A 24,411-nucleotide genomic window follows, 5' to 3' on the forward strand; every position below is an offset into this window, starting at 1 on the left:
GAGGTGTCGAGTGAGACCTCGTTCATGCCGGGCGAATTCGTCACGCTCGCTTCAGCGTCTGGCGACCTTGCCGTGGGCCACGTCGAGGCTCACTCTGTGACGGGGCCTGGCGTGACCACGGGGTTCGGCCGCCTGCTCGGCTCCGTGCATCCGGATGCCCGGCTGAACGCGCGCGGAGCCAAACCGTTCGAATCGGCGATTGTGGCCGCGGCCGACACCGCCGTGCTCGAGCTCGTGCACGAATCGGCGAAGGCGACACTCGCGGTGGGGACGCTCGCAAGCTACCCGGGCGTCGATGCGCGCCTACTGCCGCACCGCTTCAACCGGCACACCTTCTGGTGCGGGCAGAGCGGGTCGGGAAAGACCTTCGCGCTCGGCGTTCTGATCGAGCAGCTTCTCTCGCACACCGACCTGCCGGTGGTGATCTTCGACCCGAATTCGGATTTCGTGAAGCTCGACCGGGTGCGCCCGGGCGCCTCAGAAGAGGAGGCCGAGCTCCTTCGTTCGAGGGAGATCAGAATCCTGCGGCCGGATGGTGACGGCGAACACCTGCGTGCCCGGTTCACCGCACTCCCGTTCCCGGTGAAGGCGGCCCTGCTGCGTCTCGACCCGCTGCTCGATCGCGACGAGTACAACACCATGCTGCACCTTGAGGGGGCGTTCCAGAACGAAGACACGGTAGCCCTGATGCGGCGGCTCCTGGGTTCGGAGAATCCCGGCGAACACGCCCTGGCCCTGCGCATCGACAACCTGAATGTGCTCGCATGGAGTGTTTGGGCGCGGGAGGAGGTCGCGGCCACCGAGGTCATCGTCGACCGCCCCAACGCCACCGTGCTCGACCTCGGCGGGTTCGAGTTCGCCGAAGAACCCCTGATCGCGGCGCTGTCGGTGCTTGACGACCTGTGGGCGCGCCGCGAAGAACGCCGCCCCATTCTCATCGTGATCGATGAGGCCCACAACCTTTGCTCGCCTGACCTCACCTCGCCCCTGCAGGTCGCCATCCGTGAGCAGATCATGCAGATTGCCGCAGAGGGCAGAAAGTTCGGCCTGTGGTTGCTCCTGTCGACCCAGCGCCCCTCGAAGGTGCACCCGAGCATCATCTCGCAGTGCGACAACCTCGCGCTCATGAAGATGAGTTCGCCCCACGACCTCGAAGAACTCGGAACGATCTTCGGCTTCGCTCCGGCGGCGCTGGTCTCGCAGTCTCCGAATTTCCGCCAGGGTGAGGCGCTCTTTGCTGGCGGGTTCGCCCCGGGCCCGGTGATCGTGCAGGTGCGCGACCGCCTCACCGTCGAAGGCGGCGTCGACGTACCGGTACCGCTGAGGGGCCCCGTCAGCGGGTGAGCAGCGTCTGGCGCTCCGGATGCTCGTCGAACCATTGGCCGACATACCAGCACATCGGAATGACCGGAAGCGTCGAGCTGTGCTCGACGTCATCCATTGCGAACGTGACGACCTCGCCGGCGAGCCCCTGGCCCCGGAGTTTCGGGTCGGTGAAGGTGTGCGTGAACGAGATGCTGTCAGCCCGCTCGATGTAGTCGGCGGCGCTCGCGAGCGCGCCGTCGATGCGGAGCTCGTAGCGGTGGCGCCCCGTGTCGTGGATGAGTTCGCGTGCCATGCTTCCAGCCTACGTGCATCGTCGGTTGCGTAGGCGAGCGCGGCGAGCGCCCTGAACAGGCGCTCGCTTTAGCGCGGTGCGTTGAGCGCGGCGGGCGCCTTGAACAGGCGCTCGCTTTAGCGCGGCGCGTCGGGCGCGGCGGGCGCCTTGAACAGGCGCTCGCTTTAGCGCGGCGCGTTGAGCGCGGCGGGCGCCCTGAACAGGCGCTCGCTTTAGCGCGGCGCGTTGAGCGCGGCGGGTTGTGATCGCCGGTTGAGTAGGCCGCAGGCCGTATCGAAACCCCCGCGTGCAAGGCAGAGGTTTCGATACGCCACTTCGCAGCTACTCAACCGGCGATGAGTGTTACTGGTTGAGCGGGAGCAGGATGCTCTTCACCGAGGGGTCGGTGGCGAGGAAGGTCTGCACGGCCGGGTCCTGGAAGGCCGCGACCAGCTTCTTGATGTTGTCACTGCCTGTGAAGTTCGAGCCGATGGTGAGCTGGCCGGCGAACTCGTCTGGTGCCTGGGGCGCGAAGATCTGCTTCTCGATCGGGATGTTCGCGGCGAGGTAGTACTCGGTGTAGCCCACGGCCGCGTCGAGGTCCGGCAGAGCGCGTGACTGCGCTGCGAAGTCGAGCAGGGTGAACTTCAGGTTCTTCGGGTTGGTGGCGATGTCGGCCTGGGTCGCGGTGCCCTTGCCGGTGCCGGGCTTCAGGGTGATGAGGCCCGCACTGTCGAGAATCCAGAGGCCCTGCGCTTCGTTGGCCGGGTCGGAGTACAGCGAGATGGTACCGCCATCGGGGATCTGGCTCACGTCGGTGTACTTGTCGCTCCAGAGACCGAAGCCCCAGCGGAACACCGGCGTCGCCGCCTCTTCCTTGAAGTCGGGGTTTGCCTCGAGAACCTGTCCGAGCCAGAGCTTGTGCTGGTAGACGGTCGCCGCGACTTCGCCGTCGCTCACAGCGCGATTGATCGTGTTGCTGTCGGAGAGGCCCTTGAACTCGACCTTGATGCCGTACTTCGGGGCGACGTTGGCCGCGACGAAGTTGACCAGGGCCTGCTCAGAGGCGTTGCCCTCTGCGGTGGCGACATAGAGGGTCGCTCCGGCAGTGTTGTTCGCCGACGCTGACGGGCTGAGCAGCGGGATGGTGACCGCGGCGACGACGCCGACGACCACGATGGCACCTCCGGCGATCCAGGGCCACTTCTTGCGTTTCTTGAGCTCGAATCCGTGGCCGGTTTCGGCGGCTGAGGGGGTGGTGGAGGGTGTTTCAGACATGGGTGTAGTGCCTTTCGGGCTGCTGTGTGATCCGATGAACTCCACGGAACAGTCAGGGGGCAGGAGCACGTGCAGGCTGCACGCGACGAGCCGTGTGGACTATTCCGTGGCGGGGGTTTGAGGGGAGGGGGCTTGTGGGGAGGGGGCTTGTGGGGAGGGGGATGGCGGTCGGTGAGCGACCGCTAGAGCATCACGCGGGACGCGGGACATCGTGCTGGGGTCGCGGCGGTGAAGCGCTGAGACCCAGACCCAGATCCGGACGCAAGTCCGGACCCAGAGCCAGGCTCAGACTCAGACGGGTGACGCAGCATTGGCGGACTCGATGTCGATACGGGCGACCCTGCGAGCGAAGCGGCGATCGCTGGCCGTCGAGCTGTGCGGCGTGGTGAGGCGCACCAGGGCATCGCCGACCAGCTGCACGGCTGCGACGAGGGCGACGAGGATGATGATCGTCGCGAGCATGACCTGGTTGTCGAAGCGCTGGTAGCCGTACGTGATCGCGACATAACCGATGCCACCGGCGCCGATCGTGCCGGCGATCGCAGAGTACTCGATCATGGCGATGGTGTTGATCGTCAGGCCACCGATGAGCGAGGGCACGGCTTCACCGAGCTGCGCCGTGCGGATGATCTGGAAGCTCGACCCGCCGGAGGCCTTCGCGACCTTCACCAGCGAGGGCGGAACACTGCGCAGCGAGTTCTCGACGATTCGCGTGAAGAACGCGATGCCGGCGACCGACATTGGCACGACGGCAGCCGCGATACCGATGTTCGTACCAGTGATGAGCCGGGTGAACGGAATGATCGCGACCATCAAAATGAGAAACGGCAGCGACCGCCCGACACTCACGATCCAGCTGAGCGCGCTGTGCAGGGCAGGGTTCGGAAAGAGACCGTCACGGGCGAGGTTGTGGATTATCGCCCCGAGTGGCACGCCGACGACCACGACGATCGCCATCACGATGCCCACCATGATCAGGGTCTCGCCGAGCGCAGGCAGCACGAGGGCGGGGATCTGCGCGAGCGGCACGTCGTTGTTGGCGAGCACGGCGCTCGCGAGAGTCGCGGCGCTCATGCGGCGAACTCCTTCTCAGAATCCGCTGCGTTAGTAGCGGCGGAGCTGCTGCCCGCTGGTTGACTAGCGGCGGAGCTGCGTATCGAAACCTCGGTGTCGTGCGCGGGGGTTTCGACACGGACTTCGGCCTGCGAAACCGGCGACTCCGCAGGCGTGAGCCGGGCATCCAGACCCAACCGCCGGGCGGCATCGACGACGGCCTGCTGGCTCGAGGCGCGGAGCCCCACACTCGCGTGCCCGACGATGGCGCCGTTGATGGTCTCGATGGAGGCGCCGAGGAGCGAGACGGGCGTCGAGAGTTCGGTTGAGAGTCGAGTGACCCAGTCCGCGGGAACCCCCGCCGAGGTGTAACTGACGAACCAGGTGGTCTCGTCGACGGCTGCCTCGAGTGCGGGCTTCGCCGGGTTGAGCGCCTTACCCAGATCGGAAGCCGGGTCACGCAGCAGGTCGACGACACGGCCCGATTCGACGATGTGGCCGTGGTCGAGGCGGGCGACGGAGTCGGCGACCTGCAGGACGGTCTGCATCTCGTGGGTGATGAAGAGGATCGAGAGGCCGAGGTCGTCGCGCAGCTCCTTCAGCAGCGAGGTGATCGAGGTGGTCGATTCGGGGTCGAGCCCCGAGGTCGCTTCATCGGCCAGCAGAACCGTCGGCTTCAGGGCGAGAGCGCGGGCGATGCCGACGCGCTGGCGCTGGCCGCCGGAGAGCTGGTGAGGAAAGTAGTCGGCGCGTGCCGAGAGGCCCACGCGATCCAGAAGCTCGGCGACCCGCTTCTTCGAGTCCCGGCGGGTCACGCCCAGGTAGCCGAGCGGCAGGGCGATGTTCTCGGCTGCCGTGCGACGGCTGAACAGCCCGTCGGACTGGAAGACGGTGCCGATTCGGCGTCGAGCGGCACGCAACTGCGCCTCGCTGAGCTGGGACAGGTTCTCGCCGTTCACCACGACGGAGCCGGAGGTGGGGCGCTCGAGAAGGTTGACGCACTGCGCCAGGGTGCTCTTGCCTGCTCCACTCGGGCCCACGACGGCGAAGATCTCGCCGGGTGCCACGCTGAAGTCGAGGTTGTCGAGCACGGTCACGGCAGTATCGCCGTGACCGTAGACCTTCGTCAGCTTCTCGAGAGTGATCACGTGACCGGCACCCCGACGCGATACTGGGCACCGAGGTGCTCTTCAGGCAGGCGGTCGCCGCGTCCGTGGAGCTTGTTGCGCAGGGTGCCCTCGACGTAGTCCGTCTGGTAGGCGCCGCGCTTCTGCAGCTCGGGGATGACAAACTCGACCACGTCTTCGAAAGTGCCGGGGGTGATGGCGTAGGCCAGGTTGAACCCGTCGACGTCGGTGTCTTCCACCCACTCCTGCAGGTGGTCGGCGACCTCGGTCGGCGAGCCGACGACGAACGGGCCGAGGCCGCCGATCGCGCCGAGCTTGGCGATGTCGCGCACCTTCCACTCGCTGCCGTCTTCGTTCGCGGCCTGGAAGTTGGCGACGGTTGACTGGATCGCGTTGCTCTTGACATTGCCGATCGGCTCGTCGAGGTCGTACTGCGAGAGGTCGATGCCCATCCAGCCCGACATGAACACGAGCGCACCCTCTTCACTGGCGTAGCTCAGGTAGTCGGCATGCTTGGCCTTGGCCTTCTCGGTCGTCTCATCAACGATGATCGTGAGGAGCGTGTAGATCTTCGCGCTGTACCGGTCGCGACCGGCCGCTTCGAGAGCATCACGGATCTTGCCCACGGTCTCCTTCAGGCCGGCCTTGGTCGATGACGCTACGAAGATCGCCTCCGCGTTGCCCGCAGCGAATTCGATGCCGCGGGGCGAGGCGCCGGCCTGGTAGATCACCGGTGTGCGCTGGGTCGACGGCTCAGAGAGGTGGATGCCCGGAACGGTGAAGTGCGTGCCGTAGTGCCCGATTTCGTGCACCTTGCTCGGGTCGGTGAAGACCCCCGACTCGCGGTCGCGGATGACGGCATCGTCTTCCCACGAGCCTTCCCACAGCTTGTAGAGCACCTCGAGGTACTCGTCGGCGACGTCGTAGCGCTCGTCGTGCTCGAGCTGGTCGTCGTGACCCATGTTGCGTGCGGCGCTGGGCAGGTACCCCGTCACGACGTTCCAGCCGACGCGGCCGTTCGTGAGGTGGTCGAGCGTCGACATGCGGCGGGCGAACGGGTACGGATGCTCGTAGGCCGTGCCGGCGGTGATTCCGAACCCGAGGTTCTCGGTGACCGCGGCCATGGCCGAGACCAGCAGAATGGGGTCGTTGACCGGAACCTGCGCGCCGTGGCGGATGGCGGCCTCATTCGAGCCGCCGTAGACGTCATATGTGCCCAGCACATCGGCGATGAAGATGCCGTCGAACTTGCCGCGTTCGAGCAGTTTCGCGAGCTCGGTCCAGTAGGAGATCTGCTTGTAGCGCCACGACTGGTCCTGGGGGTGACGCCACATTCCAGAGGACTGGTGGGCGACGCAGTTCATGTCGAAGGCGTTGAAACGAATCTGTCGGGTCATGAGGCTATAGTGCGCGAGATCCGCGGGCAGTGCGCGCCGTGCTGCCACAAACCGTCACATTCCCCCCGCGCAGACCGTGCATACGGCCTCGGCAGCGCACGGTTTGCTTCGGTGTCTCGGCTTAAGCGAGCATCCCTGCCAGCCCTCACGGGACGACGGGAGAACGGGCGGAGCTGGGCCAACATCCCGGGATATCGGGCGGATGTCGGCCCTGCTCCGCCCGATCTACCGTGGCCGGCGTGTGGCTCGGGCACAGGGGCGTCAGAGGCGGAGGAGCGGGATGCCGGCCAGGGCCTCCCACGTCACGAAGACGAGTGCCGCGAGGTAGCTACCCATGACGACGCGCATGACGGTGAGTCGCGTGCCCGGGGAACGAAGCGCCCGAACCCGCGTCGACAGCAGTTCGAGGGCCGCTGCGACCAACGGGATGATCTGCAGGGCGTGCATCCCGACGAAGTGGGGAATCCGCAGGTCGCCGCCCACCGTGCTCCAGCCGAGCAGAGGCAACCCCGGCCCGCCGTCTGGCACGCCGACCGTGTGGGCGCCGACAATGCCGTGGTAGTCGGCCAGCTGCGTTGCCGTCGGGCCCGTCATGAGGAACGCGAGCCCCATGCCCACCAGGGCGATGATCAGACCGGAGCGGATTGCGAGTGTTCGGGCTAGGTCGCCCAGGTCAGTGCGGAACAGCAACACCGCCACGGGGACAGCCGCGCTCCAGACGATGACGATCGAGACGGCCATCACTGCCCAGACGGCTGTCTGCAGTGGCGTCGACACGTTGAAATGGCTCGTCGTGTCGGCAGCCGCGGCCGAGACGATGATCACGATCTCGATGGCCAGAAAGACGGCCGCCGTCGTGCCTGTCCACCAGGCGACGCGCTGGACCCGCCGCGAACCCCGCACCAATCCGATGAGCCAGGAGAGGGAGAGGGAGTAGACGAAGACCGACGTCGCGAACTTGAATGGCTTCGCCCAGAGCGGTGCCCCTGTGATGATCCGCGGGTCGGCGAAGATACCGACCAGAGACCAGACGGCGAGTGCTGCCATCGCCAGCGCTACCACGAGGAGTGGTCGGTGCCAGGTCACGCGGCGCAGCGTCAGGTTCCGGAGTGTGGAGGAGGACGAGTCGGTCGCAGAGTGAAGATCAGTCATGGCGGTCACACGGTTCCTTCCGGTGAATAGCGTTGATGGGTGACATGTTCCTGGGCGATCCGGCGAAGCGCCGCAAAGAGCGCATCGCCGAGAACGGTGCCGACGACCACCGTCTCCGCCTGCGATTCGCGCGACTGGCGCGTTTCGATCTCGTCGAGGTCGGCCTCGGCGGCGAGCAGGGCGGCAGTCTTGTAGCGGGCGAACCAGCCCCGATCATCCCGTTGGCCCACGGCCTCGAAGGTGCTGAGCACCCGGCCGGCAGCCAGACGCCCGGGATTGGTGGGCTGGTAAGCCCAATCGGAGACAAGAGTGTCGATGCGCTGCAGTGCGGAGGGGTCGAGCTGTTCGGCGTCGAGCGCCTCAGAAACAGTATTCTGTGCAATCTCGAACGTCTCGGCGAGCGTGGCGTCGGAGTAGATGGAGTCGATGACCCCACGCGCTGAGGCAACGCTCAGCCCGCCGACATCGAGGAGTGCGCGAATGAGCCGCAATCGGCGAACATGCTCCTCGTCGTAACTCGCCTGGTTGGGGCTGCTCGCGACGCCCGCCTGCAGCAGTCCTTCGCGCAGGTAGAACTTGATGGTGGCCACGGGCACTTCGGCCAAGGAACTCAACTCCGACATCTTCATAACGGATACTATAACTATCCGATAGTGTCACTGTCTATAGCTTCGCGAGACTTTTGTCGGAGATGAGCGCGTCGCCCCCCGATGCGTCGACGTGTTCGCTCTGCTCCGACGAAAGTCCTGTCTAGGCGGAGATGTCGGCCAGGCTCGGCGGGTTCGCACCAGAGCGCGACACGGTGATGGCGGCGCAGTCGATCGCGAAACTGCCGAGACGAGTGAGCGTCTCGGCGGTGAAGGCCGAGCCGTCGACGAGGGATTCGGCCGTGGTGCCTTCGCCGAGCATCCGGAGCAGCGTGTGGATCGACGCGCTCATGAAGGAGTCGCCCGCGCCGATGGTGTCTGCCACGACCACACGCCTGCCGGGCAGGTCGATGGTCGCGAGATCAGAGACGAGCAGGGCACCGGATGCCCCGCGGGTCATGATCGCAAGCGACGGCCCCAGCGTGAGAATGTGGCCGAGCACCTCGGCGGGTGCCAGTGCAGGGTAGAGCCACTCGGCGTCTTCGTCACTGAGCTTCACCACGGTGGAGAGCGCCATCAGGTCTTCGGCTGTTGATCGTGCAGCCTCGACGGCGCCGAGGAGGGATGGGCGGATGTTCGGGTCGAACGTGACGATCGTGCCCACGGGCGTTTCGGCGAGGAGGCGCCGCACGTCTGAGGCGCCCGGGGTGAGGAAGGCGGCGATCGAACCGGTGTGCACGAGTGCGGTTGCGGGCAGTTCTCTGACGAATTCGAGTGACCAGCGGATGTCGAATTCGTAGGTGGCTGCGCCGGACTCGTCGAGCAGCGCGGTACCTGTCGAGGTCGGCTCGTCGATGATGGAGCCCGGAAAGAAGGCGACGCCCGAGCCTTCGATGTGCTGCTTCAGTTCGCCCCCGCGCACGTCGCTGCCGATGCGGGTGACCAGCTCGACAGCGTCACCAAGCCGAGCCAGGCCGATGGCGACGTTCATGGGGGAGCCGCCGGGATGTTCGGAGACACCGTTCGGACTGATCACGATATCGGTCAGGGCCTCGCCGATCACGATGACCGGCCCGGCCGTTCTCGCTGGTAGTGCTGGGGCCGCTGGCTGCGCGGCGGAGTCTGATTCAGAGGTCACGGTGTCGGATCCTTTCTGCTGCGAGCATCAGGCGGGGAAGACGCCGATGGGGTCGAGCATGGTCAATTGTGACTGTCCACCGGTGATGAGGGAAGTCAGCTTTCTGTTGAACTCGAGGCCGTGAGCGCTGGCGAGGTGCGTGTCGAAGGCGAGTTGATCGCGATAGAGCTCGTAGACGAAAACCGAGTGCGGGTCGCTGGCTAGGCGATGGGGGTCGAATCGCAGATTCCCGGGTTCAGTACGCACGACCGTCGCGAATTCGTCGATGAGCGAAGACACTGCGGCAGCATTGCCGGCTGAGGCGGTGAACTCCGCGTAGAGGGCGATTGTCATGGCGAAGTGAGTGCTCTTTTCTGGGTGCGAAGCGGTGTCGCGGGTGCTGCGTGTGTGCGGATCACGGCACCGGGATGGGCCGTGAGGTCGTCGACGGAATGCCGGACGAGGAGTCTGGTCGGCAGGGTCACCGAGGCTTGTTCAGCGGAAGGATCGGCGATCTGCGCGATGAGGTTGTCGACGGCGGCCTTGGCCATCTCCTCGATGGGCAGGTCGACCACGGTCAGGCTCGGGGTGAGCACGGTGGCCCAGGGGGCGTCGTCGAAGCCGACGAGCGACAGGTCCCGGCCGATGACCAGACCCCGTTCCTTTGCCACCCGCAACACGGCGAGCGACATGTTGCCGTTCGAGGCCAGAAGCGCTGTCGGCGGCTCCGGTGAATCGAGAATCGCACGAACTGCCGTCAGCGCCGACTCACCGGCATCGCCGCAGTACCGTACCCAGTCGGGGTTGACAGGCAGGCCGGACTCGGCCATCTCGGCGTGGTAGCCCTCGACACGATCATGGATGGTCGAGATGAGGCCACGCGGCCGCTCGCCGGTCTCGCCCTCGAGATTCGCCGTCACCACGATCAAGCCGATCTTGGTGTGACCGAGCGAGTGCATGTGTTCGATCGCGTCGCGCGCACCCCGGTTGTTGTCTGCCGTGACGCTGGGAATACCCAGCGTCACGAGCGAGCGGTCGAGGAGCACCACAGGTTTGCCCTTGAGATCGGATCTGCTCAGGAACTCGAGGTCGACAACGGCGCTCGGCACGACGATCAGGCCGTCGACCTGCTTCTCGAGCATGACGCGAATGGATGCGCGCTCTGCGATCAGGTCTTCGTTGGTATTGGTGACGAGCACCTGGTAGCCCTGCAGGCTGGCCGACTCGATGACCGATCGCATGGCCAGGTCGAAGACACTCAGTCCCACTTCGGCAATGATGAGCCCGAGGGTCTGGGTGCTGCCGGCGCGCATCGAACGGGCGAGCACATTGGGCACATAACCCAGTTCTTCTGCGCTCCGGAGCACTTTTGTGCGGGTCTCCGAATTGACAACCCCGTAGTTGCTCAGCGCACGAGACGTAGTGGCCCGGGACACTCCTGCGTGCCTGGCCACATCGCTGATCGTGGGGTGGGCTTCGTTACCCGATTGTTTCATGAGCTTTTTCCTGATGGTTTGACAGCGGAGATAAACGGTGTGATGATCATACCCATCATCACCGAGATCGATCTCACAAAACTTCTGAGATCGATCTCAATATAGGCCTGATGACTTCACGAAGACACCTGCACCACACCGCAAGCGACGTCAGACTCTGCCACTCGTTCTCCTTCATCCGGCGAAAGTGAGAGAGTCGAATCGCACTCAAAGGAGAGTTACCCGAAATGAAACGTATCGTTCAGACCGTCGGAGCAGTCAGTGTGGCAGCATCGCTGCTTCTCGTCGCTTCCGGCTGCAGTGGCTCGACCACTGCAGGTTCGACCGCAGGCGGAGCGAAGCAGCTCACCATCGCCTTCGTCATGGGCGCAGAGGCAGATCCGTTCTTCAAGGCGATGAATGTCGGCGCTGCTGCGGAGACAGCTGCCAAGGGCGACAAACTGATCTGGCAGGGCGACCCCTCGCTCTACTCGCCGGCAACACAGATTCCCATCGTCGACCAGGTGCTGGCGCAGAAGCCGGACTGCCTCGTGCTGATCCCGACCGATCCTGACGCGCTCCAGGCTTCGGTCACGAAGGCAACTGCAGCGAAGATCCCTGTGGTCAACGTCGACACTCACGTCACCGACCTCAGCAACGTCATCTCGTTCATCACCGGAGACAACGTTCAGGGTGGCCAGGCCGCTGCCGACCAGATGGCTACGGCGATCGGCTACAAGTCCGGCGGCAGTTACAAGGTCGTTGCCGGCCTGACCTCGGCCACCGCGACCACCAACGTCGACCGCCTCAAGGGCTTCAAAGACCAGCTCGCAGCGAAGTACCCGGGCATCGAACTCGTCGACACCGCCTACTCGCAGTCGCAGGCAGCCACCGCTGACAGCAACGTGAGCAACTGGCTGACCAAGTACCCCGACCTTGCGGGAATCTTCGCCATCGACGGCACCAACGCCACCGGCGCCTCGTCTGCTCTCCAGGCAAAGGGCCTCACGGGTAAGGTCGCGCTCATCGGCTACGACGCATATAAGTCCAACGTCGATCTGATCGGCAAGGGCGTCTTCACCGCACTCATCGCCCAGAACCCGGCCGAAGAAGCCAAACAGGCCGTCGACGCGTGCCACACCTACATCGACAATGGCAACAAGACCACTGGCATCGAAGCCAAGGTCACCCTGCCGAACATCACGCTGAACAAAGACACTTCGGCAGCAGACCTGACGAAGTACACCTACGTCCAGTAGGCACCCTGTACTGCGGCTTCGCCGGTCATCACCCGAATGTGATCGGCGAAGCCGCACCCCCCTCAACTCACCACCGCATGCCCGAGCATCACCGCATGCATTTCTCGACGCTGTCTTCATACGACGCGAAAGGCACCCCCGTGGCAATCACCGAAACAATCGAACTGAAGCCGGGCTCAGGCGCGCAACCGCCTGTCAGTCCCGGCAAGCGGTTCATCGAGCTGCTCACCAACCAGCAGACCATCCTCCTGCTGGTCCTGATCGGAATGGTGATCGTCTTCTCCGTTCTGAACCCCGTCTTCTTCACCGTCGACGTGTTCGGCAACATCCTGCTCGACTGGGGCCCCATCGTCCTGATCGCGGTTGCGGAGACGTTCGTCGTCATTTCGGGCGGAATCGACCTCTCGGTCGGGGCGACCCTGGGTTTCTCCGGCGTGATCGCGGCGTACGCCATGCAGGCGATGACTGCCGCCGGCCAGAACGACGGCATCACGATCTTCATCGGAACGCTCGTGGCGGCGGCGACCGGTGTGCTCGTCGGTTTCGTCAACTCGGTGCTCATCAACAAGCTGCACCTCGTGCCGTTCATCGCAACCCTCGCAACCTTGGGTGCCGCCGGCGGAATGTCGATCGTGCTCACCGGCGGTGCGCCGATCGGTGAGGGCCCGCAGAGCGCCATTCTGCTCAGCGTGCCGTGGCTAGGCCCGCTCTCGTGGCCGCTGATCTTCGTCATCATCATCGTCGTGATCGCCGGTCTCTTTCTTCACAAGGCCCGCTTCGGCCGGTACACCTACGCGATCGGCTCCAACTCCTTCGCCGCCCTCGCCGCCGGTATCAACGTGAAGCGTCACCTGACGAAGGTCTACGTTCTGTCGGGTCTGCTCTCGGGTCTGGCCGGCATGTTCCTCTACATCCGTCTCGGTTCGGGTGCCCCGACCTCCGGTGTCGGAGACGAGCTCGATGCCATCGCCGCGGTCGTGATCGGTGGTGTCGCCCTCTCGGGCGGTGTCGGCCGCATGTCGGGAACCGTTCTCGGCTCGCTCATCCTCGCGACAGTGACCAGTGGCCTCATCATCATCGGCGTCGAACCGAACTGGAAGCAGGTCGTCGTCGCCATCCTCATCGCCGCAGCGGTCTCGCTGCAGGCCCTGCGCGCGAACGGAAGACGCTCATGACCCTCGCAGATGCACCTCTCTACGAAGTACGCAACATCTCCAAGAAGTACGGCAGTGTCGTCGCTCTCGACGATGTGAGCCTCAGCGTCAGGGCCGGCGAGGTCATCGGCCTTGTCGGTGACAACGGCGCCGGCAAGTCCACGCTCGTCAAGGCACTCGCCGGAGCACACCAACCCGACTCCGGCCAGATCCTGCTCGAGGGAGTCGAACGCCACTGGAAGAGCCCGCACGAAGCGCTCGAAGCCGGCGTCGAGACCCTCTACCAGGAGTCGAGCCTCGCCCCGCATCTCTCGGTGAGTTCCAATGTCTTTCTGGGGCGCGAGATTCCAAGCCCCGGTCTGCTGGGCAAGCTCGGCTTCCTGGCCCAGAAACGAATGGATGCTGAAGCCCACGCCGACCTCGAGCGTGTCGGTATCGCGGTACCGGCGTCGAATCGCCCCGTCTCCCAGCTCTCCGGTGGGCAACGCCAGGCTGTCGCCATCGGCCGTGCCGTGTCGTGGGCGCGCAAAGTCATCATCCTCGATGAGCCCACGAACCACCTGGGCGCGAGACAGTCGAAGGAAGTTCTGCAGGTCATCCGTGCCGCCAAAGCGAAGGGCCTGGGTGTGATCTTCATTTCGCACACCCTGCCTCACGTGCTGGAGGTCACCGACCGTGTCGTCGTGCTGCGACTCGGCAAGATCGTCAAAGACGCACCCACGGCGGATTTCGACGTGGACACCCTGCTCGGCACGATCACCGGTCTGCTCGTCTGACCGCTTTCGTGAACAGGTCAGCTGCGGCTGCCGGGAACTCGTGGTTCTCCGGTGGTCGCAGCTTTTCTGTGTTTACGGCCCGCCCAGGGTTCACAGCTCCTTCAGGGAATAGAGTCACCTCGTGTGCGTTAACTTGATACGAAGGCACTCAAGTTTCACAGGAGGACCACTTGCCCACTTCGCCCGACAACCTCGGCCCCGCAGCCGAAGGCTCCAGTTCATTCGACGAATTCCTCGCCCGCTACCTGCAGGGTGAGCGCGCCGCCCAAGCCGGTCGTCCCATCGACATCAGCAGGCTCATGAGCCGGCGCACGCACGAGGTACTGGCCGAGGCCGGCCAGTTCGCCCTCTCCCACGGCCAGAGCGAGCTCGACGCGCTGCACGTTCTCCGGGTCATCGCTGAGCAACAACCGGCCTCCGACGCGATCACCCGCCTCGGCGCGAGCCCCTCGGCGATAGCGCACGCCGCCGAGCAGCGCCTGCCGCAGTCGTCGACCGAACGCCCCGACGTTCTGCCTTCGCTGACCCAGTCGGCCCAGCGCGCCCTTTTTCACGCGTACCAGGTCGCCCGGGCATCCGGCTCGACCTACATCGACCCCGAGCACCTCTTCTTCGCGCTGGTCATCAATCAGGATTCACCGGCTGGGCAGGTTCTTGCTGCCGCCGGTGTGACTCCGGATGCCCTGCAGGCCGGAATGCGCGAGACCGTCAGTGCGGGCGAGGCGTCTGACCCGACGTCGCCCACGGCACCGGAGTCTGAAACCCCGATGCTCGACAAGTTCGGCACCGACCTCACCGAGATGGCTCGCGAAGGCGACCTCGACCCCGTGATCGGTCGCGCCGACGAGATCGAGCAGACCATCGAGATCCTCTCTCGTCGTACGAAGAACAACCCTGTTCTGATCGGGGAGGCCGGCGTCGGCAAGACGGCGATCATCGGCGGTATCGCCCAGGCCATCGTCGACGGCAGGGTTCCCGAGCAATTGCGCGGAAAGCGCGTGGTATCGCTCGACCTGCCGGCGATGCTGGCGGGCACGAAGTACCGTGGTGACTTCGAGGAGCGTCTGACCACGCTCATGGACGAGATCGCAGCCCACAAGTCCGAGTTGATCGTCTTCATCGACGAGCTGCACACCGTTGTCGGTGCCGGAGGCTCTGGCGAGGGTGGCATGGACGCCGGCAACATCCTCAAGCCTCGCCTGGCGAAGGGTGACCTGCACCTGGTTGGTGCGACGACCTTGAAGGAGTACCGCTCGATCGAGAAGGACCCGGCCCTGGAGCGCCGCTTCCAGCCCGTCGTGGTCGGCGAACCGAGCATTGAAGACGCCGTGAAGATCCTCACGGGTCTCCGTGGGGCGTATGAAGACCACCACGGCGTGAGCTACACCGACGAGGCGATCCGTGCCTCCGTCGAGCTGTCGGCGCGCTACGTCACCGACCGTTTCCTGCCCGACAAGGCGATCGACCTGATCGACCAGGCCGGTGCACGCCTGCGTCTCAAGCTGGGTCTGAAGTTCGACGCTTCTGCCCTGCTGGAGCACCTCGCCGAGCTTGAGGCCTCGAAGAACTCCGCCGTTGCGGCGGAGCACTACGAAGAGGCTTCACGTCTGCGCGACGAGATCGAGACGGTGCACGCCAAACTCTCTGCGGGCTCGGCTGGTCACGCCTCGGCGGGCACACCGAATTCGTCTACCGTCGTCGGTGAGCCCGAGATCGCAGCCGTGATCTCGCGTGCCACGGGCATCCCGGCTTCTCGCCTCAGCCAGGTCGACCGCGAGCGCCTCGCACTGCTCGAGACCGAGCTGCACGAGCGGGTGATCGGCCAGAATGATGCCGTTACCGTCGTCGCCAAAGCCGTTCGCCGCAATCGCACCGGCATGGGCGACCAGAGTCGGCCCGTGGGCAGTTTCCTCTTTCTCGGCCCGACCGGCGTCGGCAAGACCGAGCTCGCAAAGACGCTCGCCTCGAGCCTCTTCGGGGACGAGAAGGCCATGCTGCGCTTCGACATGAGCGAGTTCGGTGAGCGCCACACGGTGTCGCGCCTGGTCGGCGCCGCTCCCGGCTACGTCGGCTACGACGAGGCCGGCCAGCTGACCGAGCGTGTTCGCCGCAACCCCTATTCGGTCATCCTGTTCGATGAGATCGAGAAGGCGCACCCCGACGTGTTCAATCTGCTTCTGCAGGTGCTCGACGACGGTCGCCTGACCGACGGCCAGGGCCGCACGGTCGACTTCCGCAACACCGTCATCATCATGACTTCGAACCTCGGTTCGGAGTTCCTGGCGAGCCGGGGCGGGGCCATCGGCTTCGTGGCCGACCCGACAGCTGGCGGCGGTTTCGGCAGTGACAAGGCGCTTCGTGACCGCGTGATGGGCAAGCTTCGCGAAGCGATGCGCCCCGAGTTCTTGAACCGCATCGACGAGATCGTGCTGTTCAGAAAACTCGAGACCGCGCAGCTGCGTGAGATCGTCGGGCTGCTGCTCGGGGCGACCAGCGCCCGTCTGGCTGCTCGTGACATCACCATCGAGGTGACGGATGCTGCGATCGATTGGATCGCCTCAACCGGGTACGAGCCCGAATATGGTGCTCGCCCGCTGCGCCGCATCATCCAGCGCGAGGTGGATGATCGCATCGCCGATCTCCTGGTGACAGGTTCGCTGGGCGACGGTGGCTCCGTCATCGTCGATGCCCACGATGGCTCCCTCGTGGTGGCTGCTGGTTCCCTGGCCGACGCCGGGTTGCCCCTGGCTGCCTGATACGACTCGCGTTCCCTCTGGCGCACACGGCAGGGCCCCGAACGAGATCGACCTCCACGGAGGAAATCCGTTCGGGGCTTCTCTGTCGGTGTTCGTGCTCACGGGGGCGGTCTGGGGTACTGTCGTCGCATGACGCCAGCAGAGCTTGCAAACCTCGCGCACCTGCGTCGGGCGCGTGACCTCATCGACCGCGACTTCGCGAAGCCGCTCGATGTGCCGATCATGGCTGCGCGCGCCCTGATGTCGCCCGCGCACTTCTCCAGGTTGTTCCGCGCGGCGTACGGCGAGACTCCCTACGGCTACCTCATGACCCGTCGCATCGAGCGGTCGATGGCGCTGCTTCGGGCCGGCATGACTGTGACCGACGCGTGCATGGCCGTGGGCTCGACCTCGCTCGGTTCGTTCAGCACACGGTTCACCGAGCTGGTCGGCGAACCTCCGAGCGTGTATCGGGCACGAGAGCACCTGGCCGTGATCGCGATGCCGACCAGGATCGCACAGGAACAGACCCGGCCACGACGGCGGGCGGGCGGTGCCCCGCAGGGGAGCAGGATTCGAGAAGCGGCGGCCCGGGCATCCGTCTAGCGTTGCTGGCATGACGATTTCACTCAGGTACTCCCAGATCACGGTCAATGATGTCGACGAGTCGCTGGGCTTCTACCGTGATGCGCTCGGCTTCACGGTGCGCAACGACGTGGCCAACGGCGGTTATCGCTGGCTCACGCTCGGCAGCGACGCGCAGCCCGGGCTCGAGATCGTGCTCTCGGAGCCTCACGCCGGTCGCTCCCAAGCAGATGGCGACGCCATGCAGGAATTGTTGACCAAGGGCGTTCTGCCGATCATGGTGTTCAGTACCGACGACCTCGATGCGACGTTCGAGCGGGTGCGGGCCGCGGGCGCCGAGGTGCTGCAGGAGCCGATCGACCAGCCGTGGGGCCCGCGCGACTGCGCGTTCCGCGACCCTTCGGGTAACACGGTTCGTATCAACCAGGCGGTGTAGGGCCGCGTCCCGCCGTGGAATACGGCAAGCGAGTCACGAGTTGACCCCTGTGTAATGGACCTTCTCAGTGCAACCCTCTCGCCGAGCGTGACGATCGTTGGGCACGTGTGTATCGACGAGAACCGCGCTGACGACGATAGCGCTGTCGACGAGCCCAACGTCGACAGCCTGGGCCGCGGCGGTTCCGGCGACGGCACGAATGCCAGCAGCGGATCGGGTGAGACCAGGCGTTCGGCCGGCTCGCCGGCGGTCTTCATGGCCCCGCAGTTCAGCAGGAACTCGGTCGACGACGTGAGCGTGCTCGCCCCCTACGCCGACGACTTCCCGAGCCTCGGGGCAGGGCTCGACTTTCTGAACCCGCCGCAGGCGGGAACGACGATGCTGTACCGCAACATCATTGAGGGCGGACTGCGTCGTCAGGAGTGCCAAGCGTCTGCTGCAGCCGAACCGGTGCCTCTGAATGAGGCGATCAGCGCCCGTCTGGCGTCAACCGACATTCTGGTCGTCGCGCCGCTCCTGCCCACTTTCACGGCCGACTACGTTCGCCAGCTCGCCGGCGGAGTGCCCTCGCACGCCGTCACGATTCTGATTGCCCAGGGCTATCTGCGCGATGTCACCGACGATGCTGTCGTGGTCAAGCGTGCGTTCAGCGAACACGCCGAAATCCTGCCGCTGTTCGACCTCGTCGTCTTCTCCGACGAAGACATCTCCGACGCGCTGGTCGTCGCCAGGAACTGGTCGGGCCTCTACCCACGGGTTCGATTCGTCGTCACCCAGAACAGCGCAGGGGCCACCATCTTCAGCGCGGGCTCTGCCACGCATGTCGCCGCGCACCCCATCGACACCGTCGGCCAGGCCATCGGCACGGGTGATGTGTTCAGCGCCGAATTCGCACTCTCGTACTTCCACAGCGGTGACGCGGTCGCGGCCGTCGCCGAGGCCAACGTTGCTGCTGCCGACTTCATCGTGCGCTCGGCGGTGCGTGCGGCCGCAGTCTGACTGGGCGCTCTACTGGCTGCAACCGCCCACCTGCAAGGGAATCCCGGAGCTTCCGCCGTCGGTCACGGGGTCGCGAAAATTTCTCGACCACTGAATCTCATACCGCTCGGGAGCAATGACCGACGACAGCGGCACGAGGTAGTCCGAGCTGCCGTTCTTCAGCGAGACGGAGGCGGCCCCTGCCTCGTCTGCGCGGTACTGGCCGACGGCGACAAAACCACCGACCATCACGCCGTCGGCATCGACCGACGGCACCACGACGAAGCCCTCCTCCTTCGGCACCAGCCCGGTGAGAGCTACGCCGACCCCACTTCCGTTGCCCGAGATCTCCGATTGTGCGACGCAGGACGCGGAAGCGGTGACCGTCACCTCTCTGACCGGCCGCAAGGCAAGCTGGAGCGGGGCGCTGAGGATCTCCTGGTCGTCGGGGGTCGTGACCTTGATGAAGCTGTCGATGAGCGTGCCGCTCTCACCACTGTTGGTGAAGGCGCGCGGGAAGTCGTCCGGCACCCACGTGAGGGTTGCCCGGCCAGAGGAATCCGTCGTGACCGTTACCGGAGTCGTCTCGACTTCGAAGAAGACCGCGGGAGGCGACTTCTCCCCGGGGTAGTGCGACGACACTGTCACTGGGTACGTCGTGTCTGCCGCGAAACCGTCGAGCGCCGCGGTCAACCCCGATGTTCCCCACGAGGGAGCGGTGAAACCATTGGTGGCCAGTGAGATGTGCGGCCCTGCCGTCGTGCCGGCCGGGCTGGGATCGGGTGACGTCGTCTGGATGGTGGCAGACGGCGTCGCCGTCGAAGCCTGGCCGATGGTTCCCGTGGCGCATCCACTCAATGCAAGCCCTGCAGCGAGGGAGAGAACGACAGCCAGAGTGTGCCGACGGCCAGTCGATATGTGCCTCTGTGGCATCTCCGTGTCCCCCCAGGTCGGCGCCGTGTGTCGCCTTCGCTCATTCTCACCCACTCGAGTGCCAGCAAGCACGGTTCTGCCTCCACCGCTCATAACGATTCAGACCGCAGGGCGCGCTCATCAGACCGCACGGCACGCTCGGCCCACTTCTGTCACATGCCAGCGATGAGTGGATGCCCGGCAGCAGCCCGCTCGATAGGCTCGCCTTGTGACAACGCACCAGATGCCGACCCCGAGGGGAGCCCCGCCTGCGCCCGGCCGCGGCCGGGCATCCCGCAGGCGGTGGATTCTCGTCGGCGCGGTCGCACTCGCGGTGCTCGTGTATGTCGGCGTCGTCCTGCTGTATGCCTCAAGTGGACGCGTGGTCTCCCTGAGCGAGAAGGACTCCACTGCTCCAGCCGGTGGAGTGACGGTGTTGCTCACCCCGCAGGCCGTCAACCCTGTCGCCGAGAGCATCACCATGCAACTCAAGCTCGTGACCTCCGACCAGATCCAGCCCGTCGACTCCGCGTTTCTCCCGGAACAGGTCAGTGTGATCATCTCGCCCGTCGAAGGCAACCAATCGATCGACTTTGCGAAGGACTCGATCCCCGGCACCAAGACGGTGACGCTGCTGACGCCGGGCGAGGTGGAGAAATGGCCGTTCGACTCCTATCGCCAGCAGAATCTGGTTGTGATCGCATACACGATGGCAGACGGCGTTGCGACACCGGTTCCCACGAAGGTCTACCTCACGGGAGACATGCCGGGGTGGAGCCTGGCGGGTCGGGAGGTGCCGACCGACACAGTGAACGTCACGGTGGCCGGCGAAACGGAGGACCTGCCCGTACTCTCTGTCGCAGCCACCCGTTCGGCGAGCACCGTCGCCTTCGGCATCGTGCTGCTGGGGCTCATGATCGTGATGCCGGTGCTGGTGCTCTTCGTGGCGATCACGGTCTATCGCGGGCGGCGCAAGGTCGAGGCGTCGTTCATGAGCTGGATGGGTGCGATGCTCTTCGCGACGATTCCGCTGCGCACCTTTCTTCCAGGGTCGCCGCCGATCGGTTCATGGATCGACTTTCTGATCGTGCTGTGGGTGATCGTGGGCCTGATAGCCGGGCTGGCGATCTACGTTTCAGCGTGGGTCAAGTGGGGGAGCCCGAGTGTTCCCGACGCACCGAGCGCTGAAGATCAACCGGAAGCTCCGGAAGCTCCAGAAGGAGCACCAGCGCAATAGCCTCCATCAGGCCGGTCTCACCACGCACCATTCGTTGCCTTCGGGGTCGAGCAGCACCTGGAATGACCCGGCCGTGTCGTGGTGAACCTCGCCGGACCGCCGCGCTCCGAGCATTTCTGCCAGGGTCGTCGCCGCGGCGATGTCGTCGACACGCACGTCGAGATGCAGTCGGTTCTTCACCGACTTCGGCTCTGGCACCTTCTGGAACGACAGCTGGCTCCAGCCTGGGGGCACCACGTACCACCACGACTCGTCACGCCCGCGTGGTTCGCCGCCAAGGATCGCGGCCCAGAACGTCGCGAGGGCCTCCGGGTTTGAGCAGTCCATCACAACTTCGTCAATGCTCCCGATCACGAGCCGATCCTATCGGCGGTGACCGTCCGCCAGCACGATAAACTGTGGTCTTCTGACACGGGGTGCTGCAGCCTGAAGGCTGCGAGCTGAGAGTGATACCCGTCGAACCTGTCTGGCCAGCACCAGCGAAGGGATGTCGAATGGTGAAGCACGACGCTGCACTTCGCCTTCGGGCCACACCTCGGGTGTTGAGCATCGCTGGTACCGACCCGACGGGCGGCGCTGGAATCCAGGCCGACCTCAAGAGCATCGCTGCCAACGGCGGCTACGGCATGGCAGTGGTCACGGCTCTGGTTGCCCAGAACACGCGCGGAGTTCGAGCCGTGCACGTGCCGCCTGTGGCATTTCTGCGCGAACAGCTCGATGCAGTGAGCGACGATGTCGAGATCGACTCCGTGAAGATCGGCATGCTGGCCGACCTCGCTGTGATCGACGAAGTGCGGTCCTGGCTGCAGGGGACGTGCCCACCCCTCGTCGTGCTCGACCCCGTCATGGTCGCGACCAGTGGTGACCGTCTGCTCGAGGAGTCGGCAGAAGAAGCAATGCGGCGCCTCGTGCCGCTCGTCGACCTCGTCACCCCCAACCTCGCCGAGCTCGCCGTGCTGCTTCGGGAAGAGATCGCTCCCGACTGGGCCTCTGCCCTCGGCCAGGGCAAGCGATTGTCTCAGTCGGCCGGGGTGACGGTTCTGGTGAAGGGCGGGCACCTCGCCGGTGACGAGTGCCCGGATGCCCTGATCGACACGCACGGGGCGCTGGCCGACACCGTGGTCGAGTTCGTCTCGAAACGGGTCGTCACGCGTAACACCCACGGCACAGGGTGTTCGTTGTCGTCGGCCATGGCCACCGTGCAGGCGCAGACCGGAGACTGGGCCGCCAGCCTGTCCCAGGTCAAAGCCTGGCTCGACGACGCTCTGGCGCATTCAGACCTGCTCGAAGTCGGCGGCGGCAACGGCCCTATTCACCACTTTCACCGATTCTTCGACTGAGTTCGCCCCCCTTCGAGAACCCGAAACGCCGAAGCGGTCTGCTCAGGCGGCAGTCTTCTCAGGCGGAGAGGGGCGTGGTTCTTCAGCCCGCTGGGCCGAGCAGAACCGCGAAGAGCGCGGCAGCGCTGCCGACGATGAAGAGCATCGTTCCGAGCTGCATCGTGCGGGTCTTGTTCTTGTCAGCGGTGGGAACGTCGACTTCGAGAATCGGGCACCCCGACCATCCGATCAGGCCGATACTCACCGTCACCAGACTGGAACCCACCCACCAGAGAAGCTTGACCCCGCCGGTGAGCGCAGCCGGCCGCCAGCCAGACGAGAGAAGGAGGCCGAGTACAACGGCAACAGACCCGACGGCTGCAGCGAACCAGACCGTGCCGGTGCGCATGATGCGCTGCACGTTCTGTTCGGCAGACATCAGTTCGTGTTTCTGCGGTGCTGTCACATCATGAGTAGACACTGGCCGACGGTTCCCTTCGACTCGGCAGTCCCTCTGTCGGGACTCACGCCACTCGACAGACAATAACGGTCACCGGCATCCCGGTAAAGGGGGCTTGTGCAATCGAGTAGTTGCTCTGCCCTAATCAGTTATAGTCCTGTCCAGCCGAGACGTCAAAATTCCGCCATGCCGGGCCAGCTCCCATCATCGCGCTCGAAATCAGTGCGTATAGTGCCCGATAGTGCCCGCGTTTGCGAAGAGCACACTTCGATCGGCGTCATCGAGACCGTCGACGACGCCGCCGAGCACGAGTTCATGGAAACCGGTGACGGTCGAATCGTCGGGCTGGGAGCCGAGGTCGTTCGCCATGACGGTGACGGCATACAACCGATCCGTGGACGAGGTGTTCTTGATGTGGTGCACAGAACCCACGGGGAGGACGATGACGTCTCCGGCCGTCACTTCGACGCTGTGTTCGTCGCTGTAGGCGATACCGGTGCCCTGGAGGAAGACGAATATTTCCACCGATTCCGGGTGCGAATTGTCTGGTTGCACCCCCTGCGGGTCCCAGATCTCGAAGAACACGCTTGTCGGCGAGCCGTCGGAAGGGCCGGTCAGCGGCACGAGTCGAACGGTGTCCTCTGCTGTGATGCGGTAGGCGGTGTAGTCGGTCTCGTGCTTGAGGAGAGGGGCGGTTGACATCGGGTGATGGTCCTTTCGGTTGGGGGATGCTGGACAGATGTGGATGCGGTCAGGCGGAGATGCTCGCCGCGAGTGCCGCAGTCGACACCGTGAAGCCGAAGCACTGGCGCACGTTGTAGAGGGTTGCGTCAAGGCAGAAGCCGGGTGAAGTCGTGGCAGAGGCACCTTCGACGAGAATGCAGTCGTAACCGATGCACGCAGCATCGGTGAGGGTGGCGAGCACGCACTGGTCGGCGTTCACTCCGGCGAAGAAGATCGAGTCGATGCCGCGTGTTCGGAGCACGCTGTCGAGCGCGGTGTCCCAGAAGCCGCTCATCCGGAACTTGCCGATGTGGAGGTCAGACGGCTGAACGTCGAGAGCGTCGATGATCGCTGCACCCCAGCTGCCCTCGGTCAGAACGGCATCGCTGCTACCCGCTCGTTCGCCGATCCCGCCGCCCGTGCCGTCGCCGTCGTAGACGTGCACCACGTTCGGTGGGAGATTGGCCAGATCGGGTCGGTTGGCCCAGTTCAACCAGATGATGGGGGCACCGACTGCTCGGAAGAGTGGCGTGATGGTGTTGATCTCGGTGGCGGCTGCAGCAGCTGGGCGCACATCGACGCCGATGCTGTCGAGCCAGCCCCCCGGGGTGCAGAAATCGTTCTGCATGTCGATGACGACCAGGGCCGACCGCGCGAGGTCCACCGTGATCGACTGCGGCAGCGACTCCATCCTCGCGATGCGCGGCGCAGGGTGCTGTGCGGTGAGGGTGACATGGTCGGCGGTGCTCGTCCAGCGACGGGGCCCGTTCACGATGAACTCCCAGACGCGCCGTGCTTCGGCGCGGTGACCGACGGCGAGGCGGAGCTCTGTGCGGTACTCATTGCGAGGGCTCCTGCCTGCAACGGAGCAATCGGGCTCGAGGGAAATATGTCATCGTGCTCTGACGATAGTGCCGATGGAGGAAGAGCTCTCGTGGGTTGTGTCTGCCCGCCCGGATGCTCTTCCCCGATATTGCTCCGGTATGACAACCGTGTAACGAACATGTTTCGTCAGGCTGGTGCCGGGACCTGCGCGGAATCGACGGTAGCGTGT

General features: G+C 65.1%; 24 protein-coding genes and 1 pseudogene. 10 read left to right on the plus strand and 15 right to left on the minus strand.

Annotation, left to right across the window (positions count from 1 at the left end):
* Positions 1–24 precede the first annotated feature (24 nt).
* A complete protein-coding gene (locus tag JOE66_RS03570) occupies positions 25–1,344 on the plus strand; it encodes an ATP-binding protein (RefSeq protein ID WP_205106830.1) in 1,320 nt (439 codons plus the stop codon).
* Here JOE66_RS03570 and JOE66_RS03575 read toward each other — a convergent pair.
* The 10 genes from JOE66_RS03575 to JOE66_RS03620 all read right to left on the minus strand — a co-directional run bounded on the left by JOE66_RS03575 (position 1,334) and on the right by JOE66_RS03620 (position 10,804).
* Positions 1,334–1,618, minus strand: a complete 285-nt coding sequence (locus JOE66_RS03575; RefSeq protein ID WP_205106832.1) for a GNAT family N-acetyltransferase — start codon at positions 1,616–1,618, stop codon at positions 1,334–1,336. The genes JOE66_RS03570 and JOE66_RS03575 overlap by 11 nt on opposite strands.
* Positions 1,619–1,960: 342 nt before the next feature.
* On the minus strand, positions 1,961–2,875 hold the full coding sequence (locus tag JOE66_RS03580) for a MetQ/NlpA family ABC transporter substrate-binding protein (RefSeq protein WP_205106834.1): 915 nt from the start codon (positions 2,873–2,875) through the stop codon (positions 1,961–1,963).
* A gap of 291 nt (positions 2,876–3,166) precedes the next feature.
* Positions 3,167–3,949: a methionine ABC transporter permease gene (locus JOE66_RS03585; RefSeq protein ID WP_205106836.1), complete on the minus strand. Its 783-nt coding sequence runs from the start codon at positions 3,947–3,949 to the stop codon at positions 3,167–3,169.
* A complete protein-coding gene (locus tag JOE66_RS03590; RefSeq protein ID WP_205106838.1) occupies positions 3,946–5,076 on the minus strand; it encodes a methionine ABC transporter ATP-binding protein in 1,131 nt (376 codons plus the stop codon). Before JOE66_RS03590 ends, JOE66_RS03585 begins: the two co-directional genes overlap by 4 nt.
* Positions 5,073–6,452 carry an LLM class flavin-dependent oxidoreductase gene (locus tag JOE66_RS03595; RefSeq protein WP_205106841.1) on the minus strand — a complete coding sequence of 460 codons (1,380 nt, stop codon included), beginning with the start codon at positions 6,450–6,452 and terminating at the stop codon, positions 5,073–5,075. Before JOE66_RS03595 ends, JOE66_RS03590 begins: the two co-directional genes overlap by 4 nt.
* 261 nt (positions 6,453–6,713) lie before the next feature.
* Entirely contained in the window at positions 6,714–7,604 is an 891-nt protein-coding gene (locus tag JOE66_RS03600) for a hypothetical protein (RefSeq protein ID WP_205106843.1), read from the minus strand.
* Positions 7,605–7,609: 5 nt separating this feature from the next.
* Positions 7,610–8,233 (minus strand): MerR family transcriptional regulator, encoded by a 624-nt coding sequence (locus JOE66_RS03605; protein WP_205106844.1) that lies wholly within the window; start codon positions 8,231–8,233, stop codon positions 7,610–7,612.
* Between the two features lie 121 nt (positions 8,234–8,354).
* Positions 8,355–9,329: a carbohydrate kinase family protein gene (locus JOE66_RS03610; protein ID WP_205106846.1), complete on the minus strand. Its 975-nt coding sequence runs from the start codon at positions 9,327–9,329 to the stop codon at positions 8,355–8,357.
* Positions 9,330–9,356: 27 nt separating this feature from the next.
* A complete protein-coding gene (locus JOE66_RS03615; RefSeq protein ID WP_205106848.1) occupies positions 9,357–9,662 on the minus strand; it encodes a putative quinol monooxygenase in 306 nt (101 codons plus the stop codon).
* The gene (locus JOE66_RS03620) at positions 9,659–10,804 is read right to left on the minus strand and encodes a LacI family DNA-binding transcriptional regulator (protein ID WP_205106850.1); all 1,146 of its coding nucleotides are present in this window, start codon (positions 10,802–10,804) and stop codon (positions 9,659–9,661) included. Before JOE66_RS03620 ends, JOE66_RS03615 begins: the two co-directional genes overlap by 4 nt.
* A 227-nt stretch (positions 10,805–11,031) precedes the next feature.
* On the opposite strand from JOE66_RS03620, the gene JOE66_RS03625 reads away from it, so the two are divergent.
* From JOE66_RS03625 to JOE66_RS03655, 7 genes are all read left to right on the plus strand, one after another.
* A complete protein-coding gene (locus JOE66_RS03625) occupies positions 11,032–12,042 on the plus strand; it encodes a substrate-binding domain-containing protein (RefSeq protein WP_205106852.1) in 1,011 nt (336 codons plus the stop codon).
* A gap of 140 nt (positions 12,043–12,182) precedes the next feature.
* The gene (locus JOE66_RS03630) at positions 12,183–13,217 is read left to right on the plus strand and encodes an ABC transporter permease (protein ID WP_205106854.1); all 1,035 of its coding nucleotides are present in this window, start codon (positions 12,183–12,185) and stop codon (positions 13,215–13,217) included.
* Positions 13,214–13,972, plus strand: a complete 759-nt coding sequence (locus tag JOE66_RS03635; protein ID WP_205106856.1) for an ATP-binding cassette domain-containing protein — start codon at positions 13,214–13,216, stop codon at positions 13,970–13,972. Before JOE66_RS03630 ends, JOE66_RS03635 begins: the two co-directional genes overlap by 4 nt.
* A 170-nt stretch (positions 13,973–14,142) precedes the next feature.
* A complete protein-coding gene (locus JOE66_RS03640) occupies positions 14,143–16,728 on the plus strand; it encodes an ATP-dependent Clp protease ATP-binding subunit (RefSeq protein ID WP_205106859.1) in 2,586 nt (861 codons plus the stop codon).
* A gap of 129 nt (positions 16,729–16,857) precedes the next feature.
* Complete coding sequence (locus JOE66_RS03645; RefSeq protein WP_205106861.1) at positions 16,858–17,313, plus strand: helix-turn-helix transcriptional regulator; 456 nt, start codon at positions 16,858–16,860, stop codon at positions 17,311–17,313.
* A 10-nt stretch (positions 17,314–17,323) separates the two neighbouring features.
* Entirely contained in the window at positions 17,324–17,728 is a 405-nt protein-coding gene (locus tag JOE66_RS03650; protein WP_205106863.1) for a VOC family protein, read from the plus strand.
* Positions 17,729–17,782: 54 nt separating this feature from the next.
* Complete coding sequence (locus JOE66_RS03655) at positions 17,783–18,727, plus strand: PfkB family carbohydrate kinase (protein ID WP_205106866.1); 945 nt, start codon at positions 17,783–17,785, stop codon at positions 18,725–18,727.
* Between the two features lie 9 nt (positions 18,728–18,736).
* On the opposite strand, the gene JOE66_RS03660 is transcribed toward JOE66_RS03655, so the two are convergent.
* Positions 18,737–19,639, minus strand: coding sequence for a hypothetical protein (locus JOE66_RS03660; RefSeq protein ID WP_205106868.1), 903 nt, complete (start codon positions 19,637–19,639; stop codon positions 18,737–18,739).
* Between the two features lie 208 nt (positions 19,640–19,847).
* Between JOE66_RS03660 and JOE66_RS03665 the strand changes: the two genes are divergently transcribed.
* Positions 19,848–20,855, plus strand: a complete 1,008-nt coding sequence (locus JOE66_RS03665; protein ID WP_205106870.1) for a DUF8686 domain-containing protein — start codon at positions 19,848–19,850, stop codon at positions 20,853–20,855.
* Between the two features lie 6 nt (positions 20,856–20,861).
* Here JOE66_RS03665 and JOE66_RS03670 read toward each other — a convergent pair whose 3' ends face one another.
* Positions 20,862–21,209: a VOC family protein gene (locus JOE66_RS03670; protein WP_307827035.1), complete on the minus strand. Its 348-nt coding sequence runs from the start codon at positions 21,207–21,209 to the stop codon at positions 20,862–20,864.
* 140 nt (positions 21,210–21,349) lie between these two features.
* Between JOE66_RS03670 and thiD the strand changes: the two are divergent.
* Positions 21,350–22,180 (plus strand): annotated as a pseudogene (gene thiD / locus JOE66_RS03675) (bifunctional hydroxymethylpyrimidine kinase/phosphomethylpyrimidine kinase); the annotation flags it as partial.
* A 97-nt stretch (positions 22,181–22,277) separates the two neighbouring features.
* Here thiD and JOE66_RS03680 read toward each other — a convergent pair.
* From JOE66_RS03680 to JOE66_RS03690, 3 genes are all read right to left on the minus strand, one after another.
* Positions 22,278–22,613 (minus strand): hypothetical protein, encoded by a 336-nt coding sequence (locus tag JOE66_RS03680; protein WP_205106874.1) that lies wholly within the window; start codon positions 22,611–22,613, stop codon positions 22,278–22,280.
* A gap of 240 nt (positions 22,614–22,853) precedes the next feature.
* Positions 22,854–23,336, minus strand: coding sequence for a cupin domain-containing protein (locus JOE66_RS03685; RefSeq protein WP_205106876.1), 483 nt, complete (start codon positions 23,334–23,336; stop codon positions 22,854–22,856).
* Between the two features lie 49 nt (positions 23,337–23,385).
* The gene (locus tag JOE66_RS03690) at positions 23,386–24,129 is read right to left on the minus strand and encodes a cysteine hydrolase family protein (RefSeq protein WP_205106878.1); all 744 of its coding nucleotides are present in this window, start codon (positions 24,127–24,129) and stop codon (positions 23,386–23,388) included.
* Positions 24,130–24,411 lie beyond the last annotated feature (282 nt).

This window comes from Subtercola frigoramans (genome assembly GCF_016907385.1).
Classification (GTDB): Bacteria; Actinomycetota; Actinomycetes; order Actinomycetales; family Microbacteriaceae; genus Subtercola; species Subtercola frigoramans.

Excerpts from the sequence above, each read along its gene's own strand:
- JOE66_RS03570 (WP_205106830.1), top strand. The coding sequence starts at position 25 with ATGCCGGGCGAATTCGTCACGCTCGCTTCAGCGTCTGGCGACCTTGCC.
- JOE66_RS03575 (WP_205106832.1), bottom strand. The coding sequence starts at position 1,618 with ATGGCACGCGAACTCATCCACGACACGGGGCGCCACCGCTACGAGCTC.
- JOE66_RS03580 (WP_205106834.1), bottom strand. The coding sequence starts at position 2,875 with ATGTCTGAAACACCCTCCACCACCCCCTCAGCCGCCGAAACCGGCCAC.
- JOE66_RS03585 (WP_205106836.1), bottom strand. The coding sequence starts at position 3,949 with ATGAGCGCCGCGACTCTCGCGAGCGCCGTGCTCGCCAACAACGACGTG.
- JOE66_RS03595 (WP_205106841.1), bottom strand. The coding sequence starts at position 6,452 with ATGACCCGACAGATTCGTTTCAACGCCTTCGACATGAACTGCGTCGCC.
- JOE66_RS03600 (WP_205106843.1), bottom strand. The coding sequence starts at position 7,604 with ATGACTGATCTTCACTCTGCGACCGACTCGTCCTCCTCCACACTCCGG.
- JOE66_RS03605 (WP_205106844.1), bottom strand. The coding sequence starts at position 8,233 with ATGAAGATGTCGGAGTTGAGTTCCTTGGCCGAAGTGCCCGTGGCCACC.
- JOE66_RS03615 (WP_205106848.1), bottom strand. The coding sequence starts at position 9,662 with ATGACAATCGCCCTCTACGCGGAGTTCACCGCCTCAGCCGGCAATGCT.
- JOE66_RS03620 (WP_205106850.1), bottom strand. The coding sequence starts at position 10,804 with ATGAAACAATCGGGTAACGAAGCCCACCCCACGATCAGCGATGTGGCC.
- JOE66_RS03625 (WP_205106852.1), top strand. The coding sequence starts at position 11,032 with ATGAAACGTATCGTTCAGACCGTCGGAGCAGTCAGTGTGGCAGCATCG.
- JOE66_RS03635 (WP_205106856.1), top strand. The coding sequence starts at position 13,214 with ATGACCCTCGCAGATGCACCTCTCTACGAAGTACGCAACATCTCCAAG.
- JOE66_RS03645 (WP_205106861.1), top strand. The coding sequence starts at position 16,858 with ATGACGCCAGCAGAGCTTGCAAACCTCGCGCACCTGCGTCGGGCGCGT.
- JOE66_RS03650 (WP_205106863.1), top strand. The coding sequence starts at position 17,324 with ATGACGATTTCACTCAGGTACTCCCAGATCACGGTCAATGATGTCGAC.
- JOE66_RS03655 (WP_205106866.1), top strand. The coding sequence starts at position 17,783 with ATGGACCTTCTCAGTGCAACCCTCTCGCCGAGCGTGACGATCGTTGGG.
- JOE66_RS03660 (WP_205106868.1), bottom strand. The coding sequence starts at position 19,639 with ATGCCACAGAGGCACATATCGACTGGCCGTCGGCACACTCTGGCTGTC.
- JOE66_RS03680 (WP_205106874.1), bottom strand. The coding sequence starts at position 22,613 with ATGTCTGCCGAACAGAACGTGCAGCGCATCATGCGCACCGGCACGGTC.
- JOE66_RS03685 (WP_205106876.1), bottom strand. The coding sequence starts at position 23,336 with ATGTCAACCGCCCCTCTCCTCAAGCACGAGACCGACTACACCGCCTAC.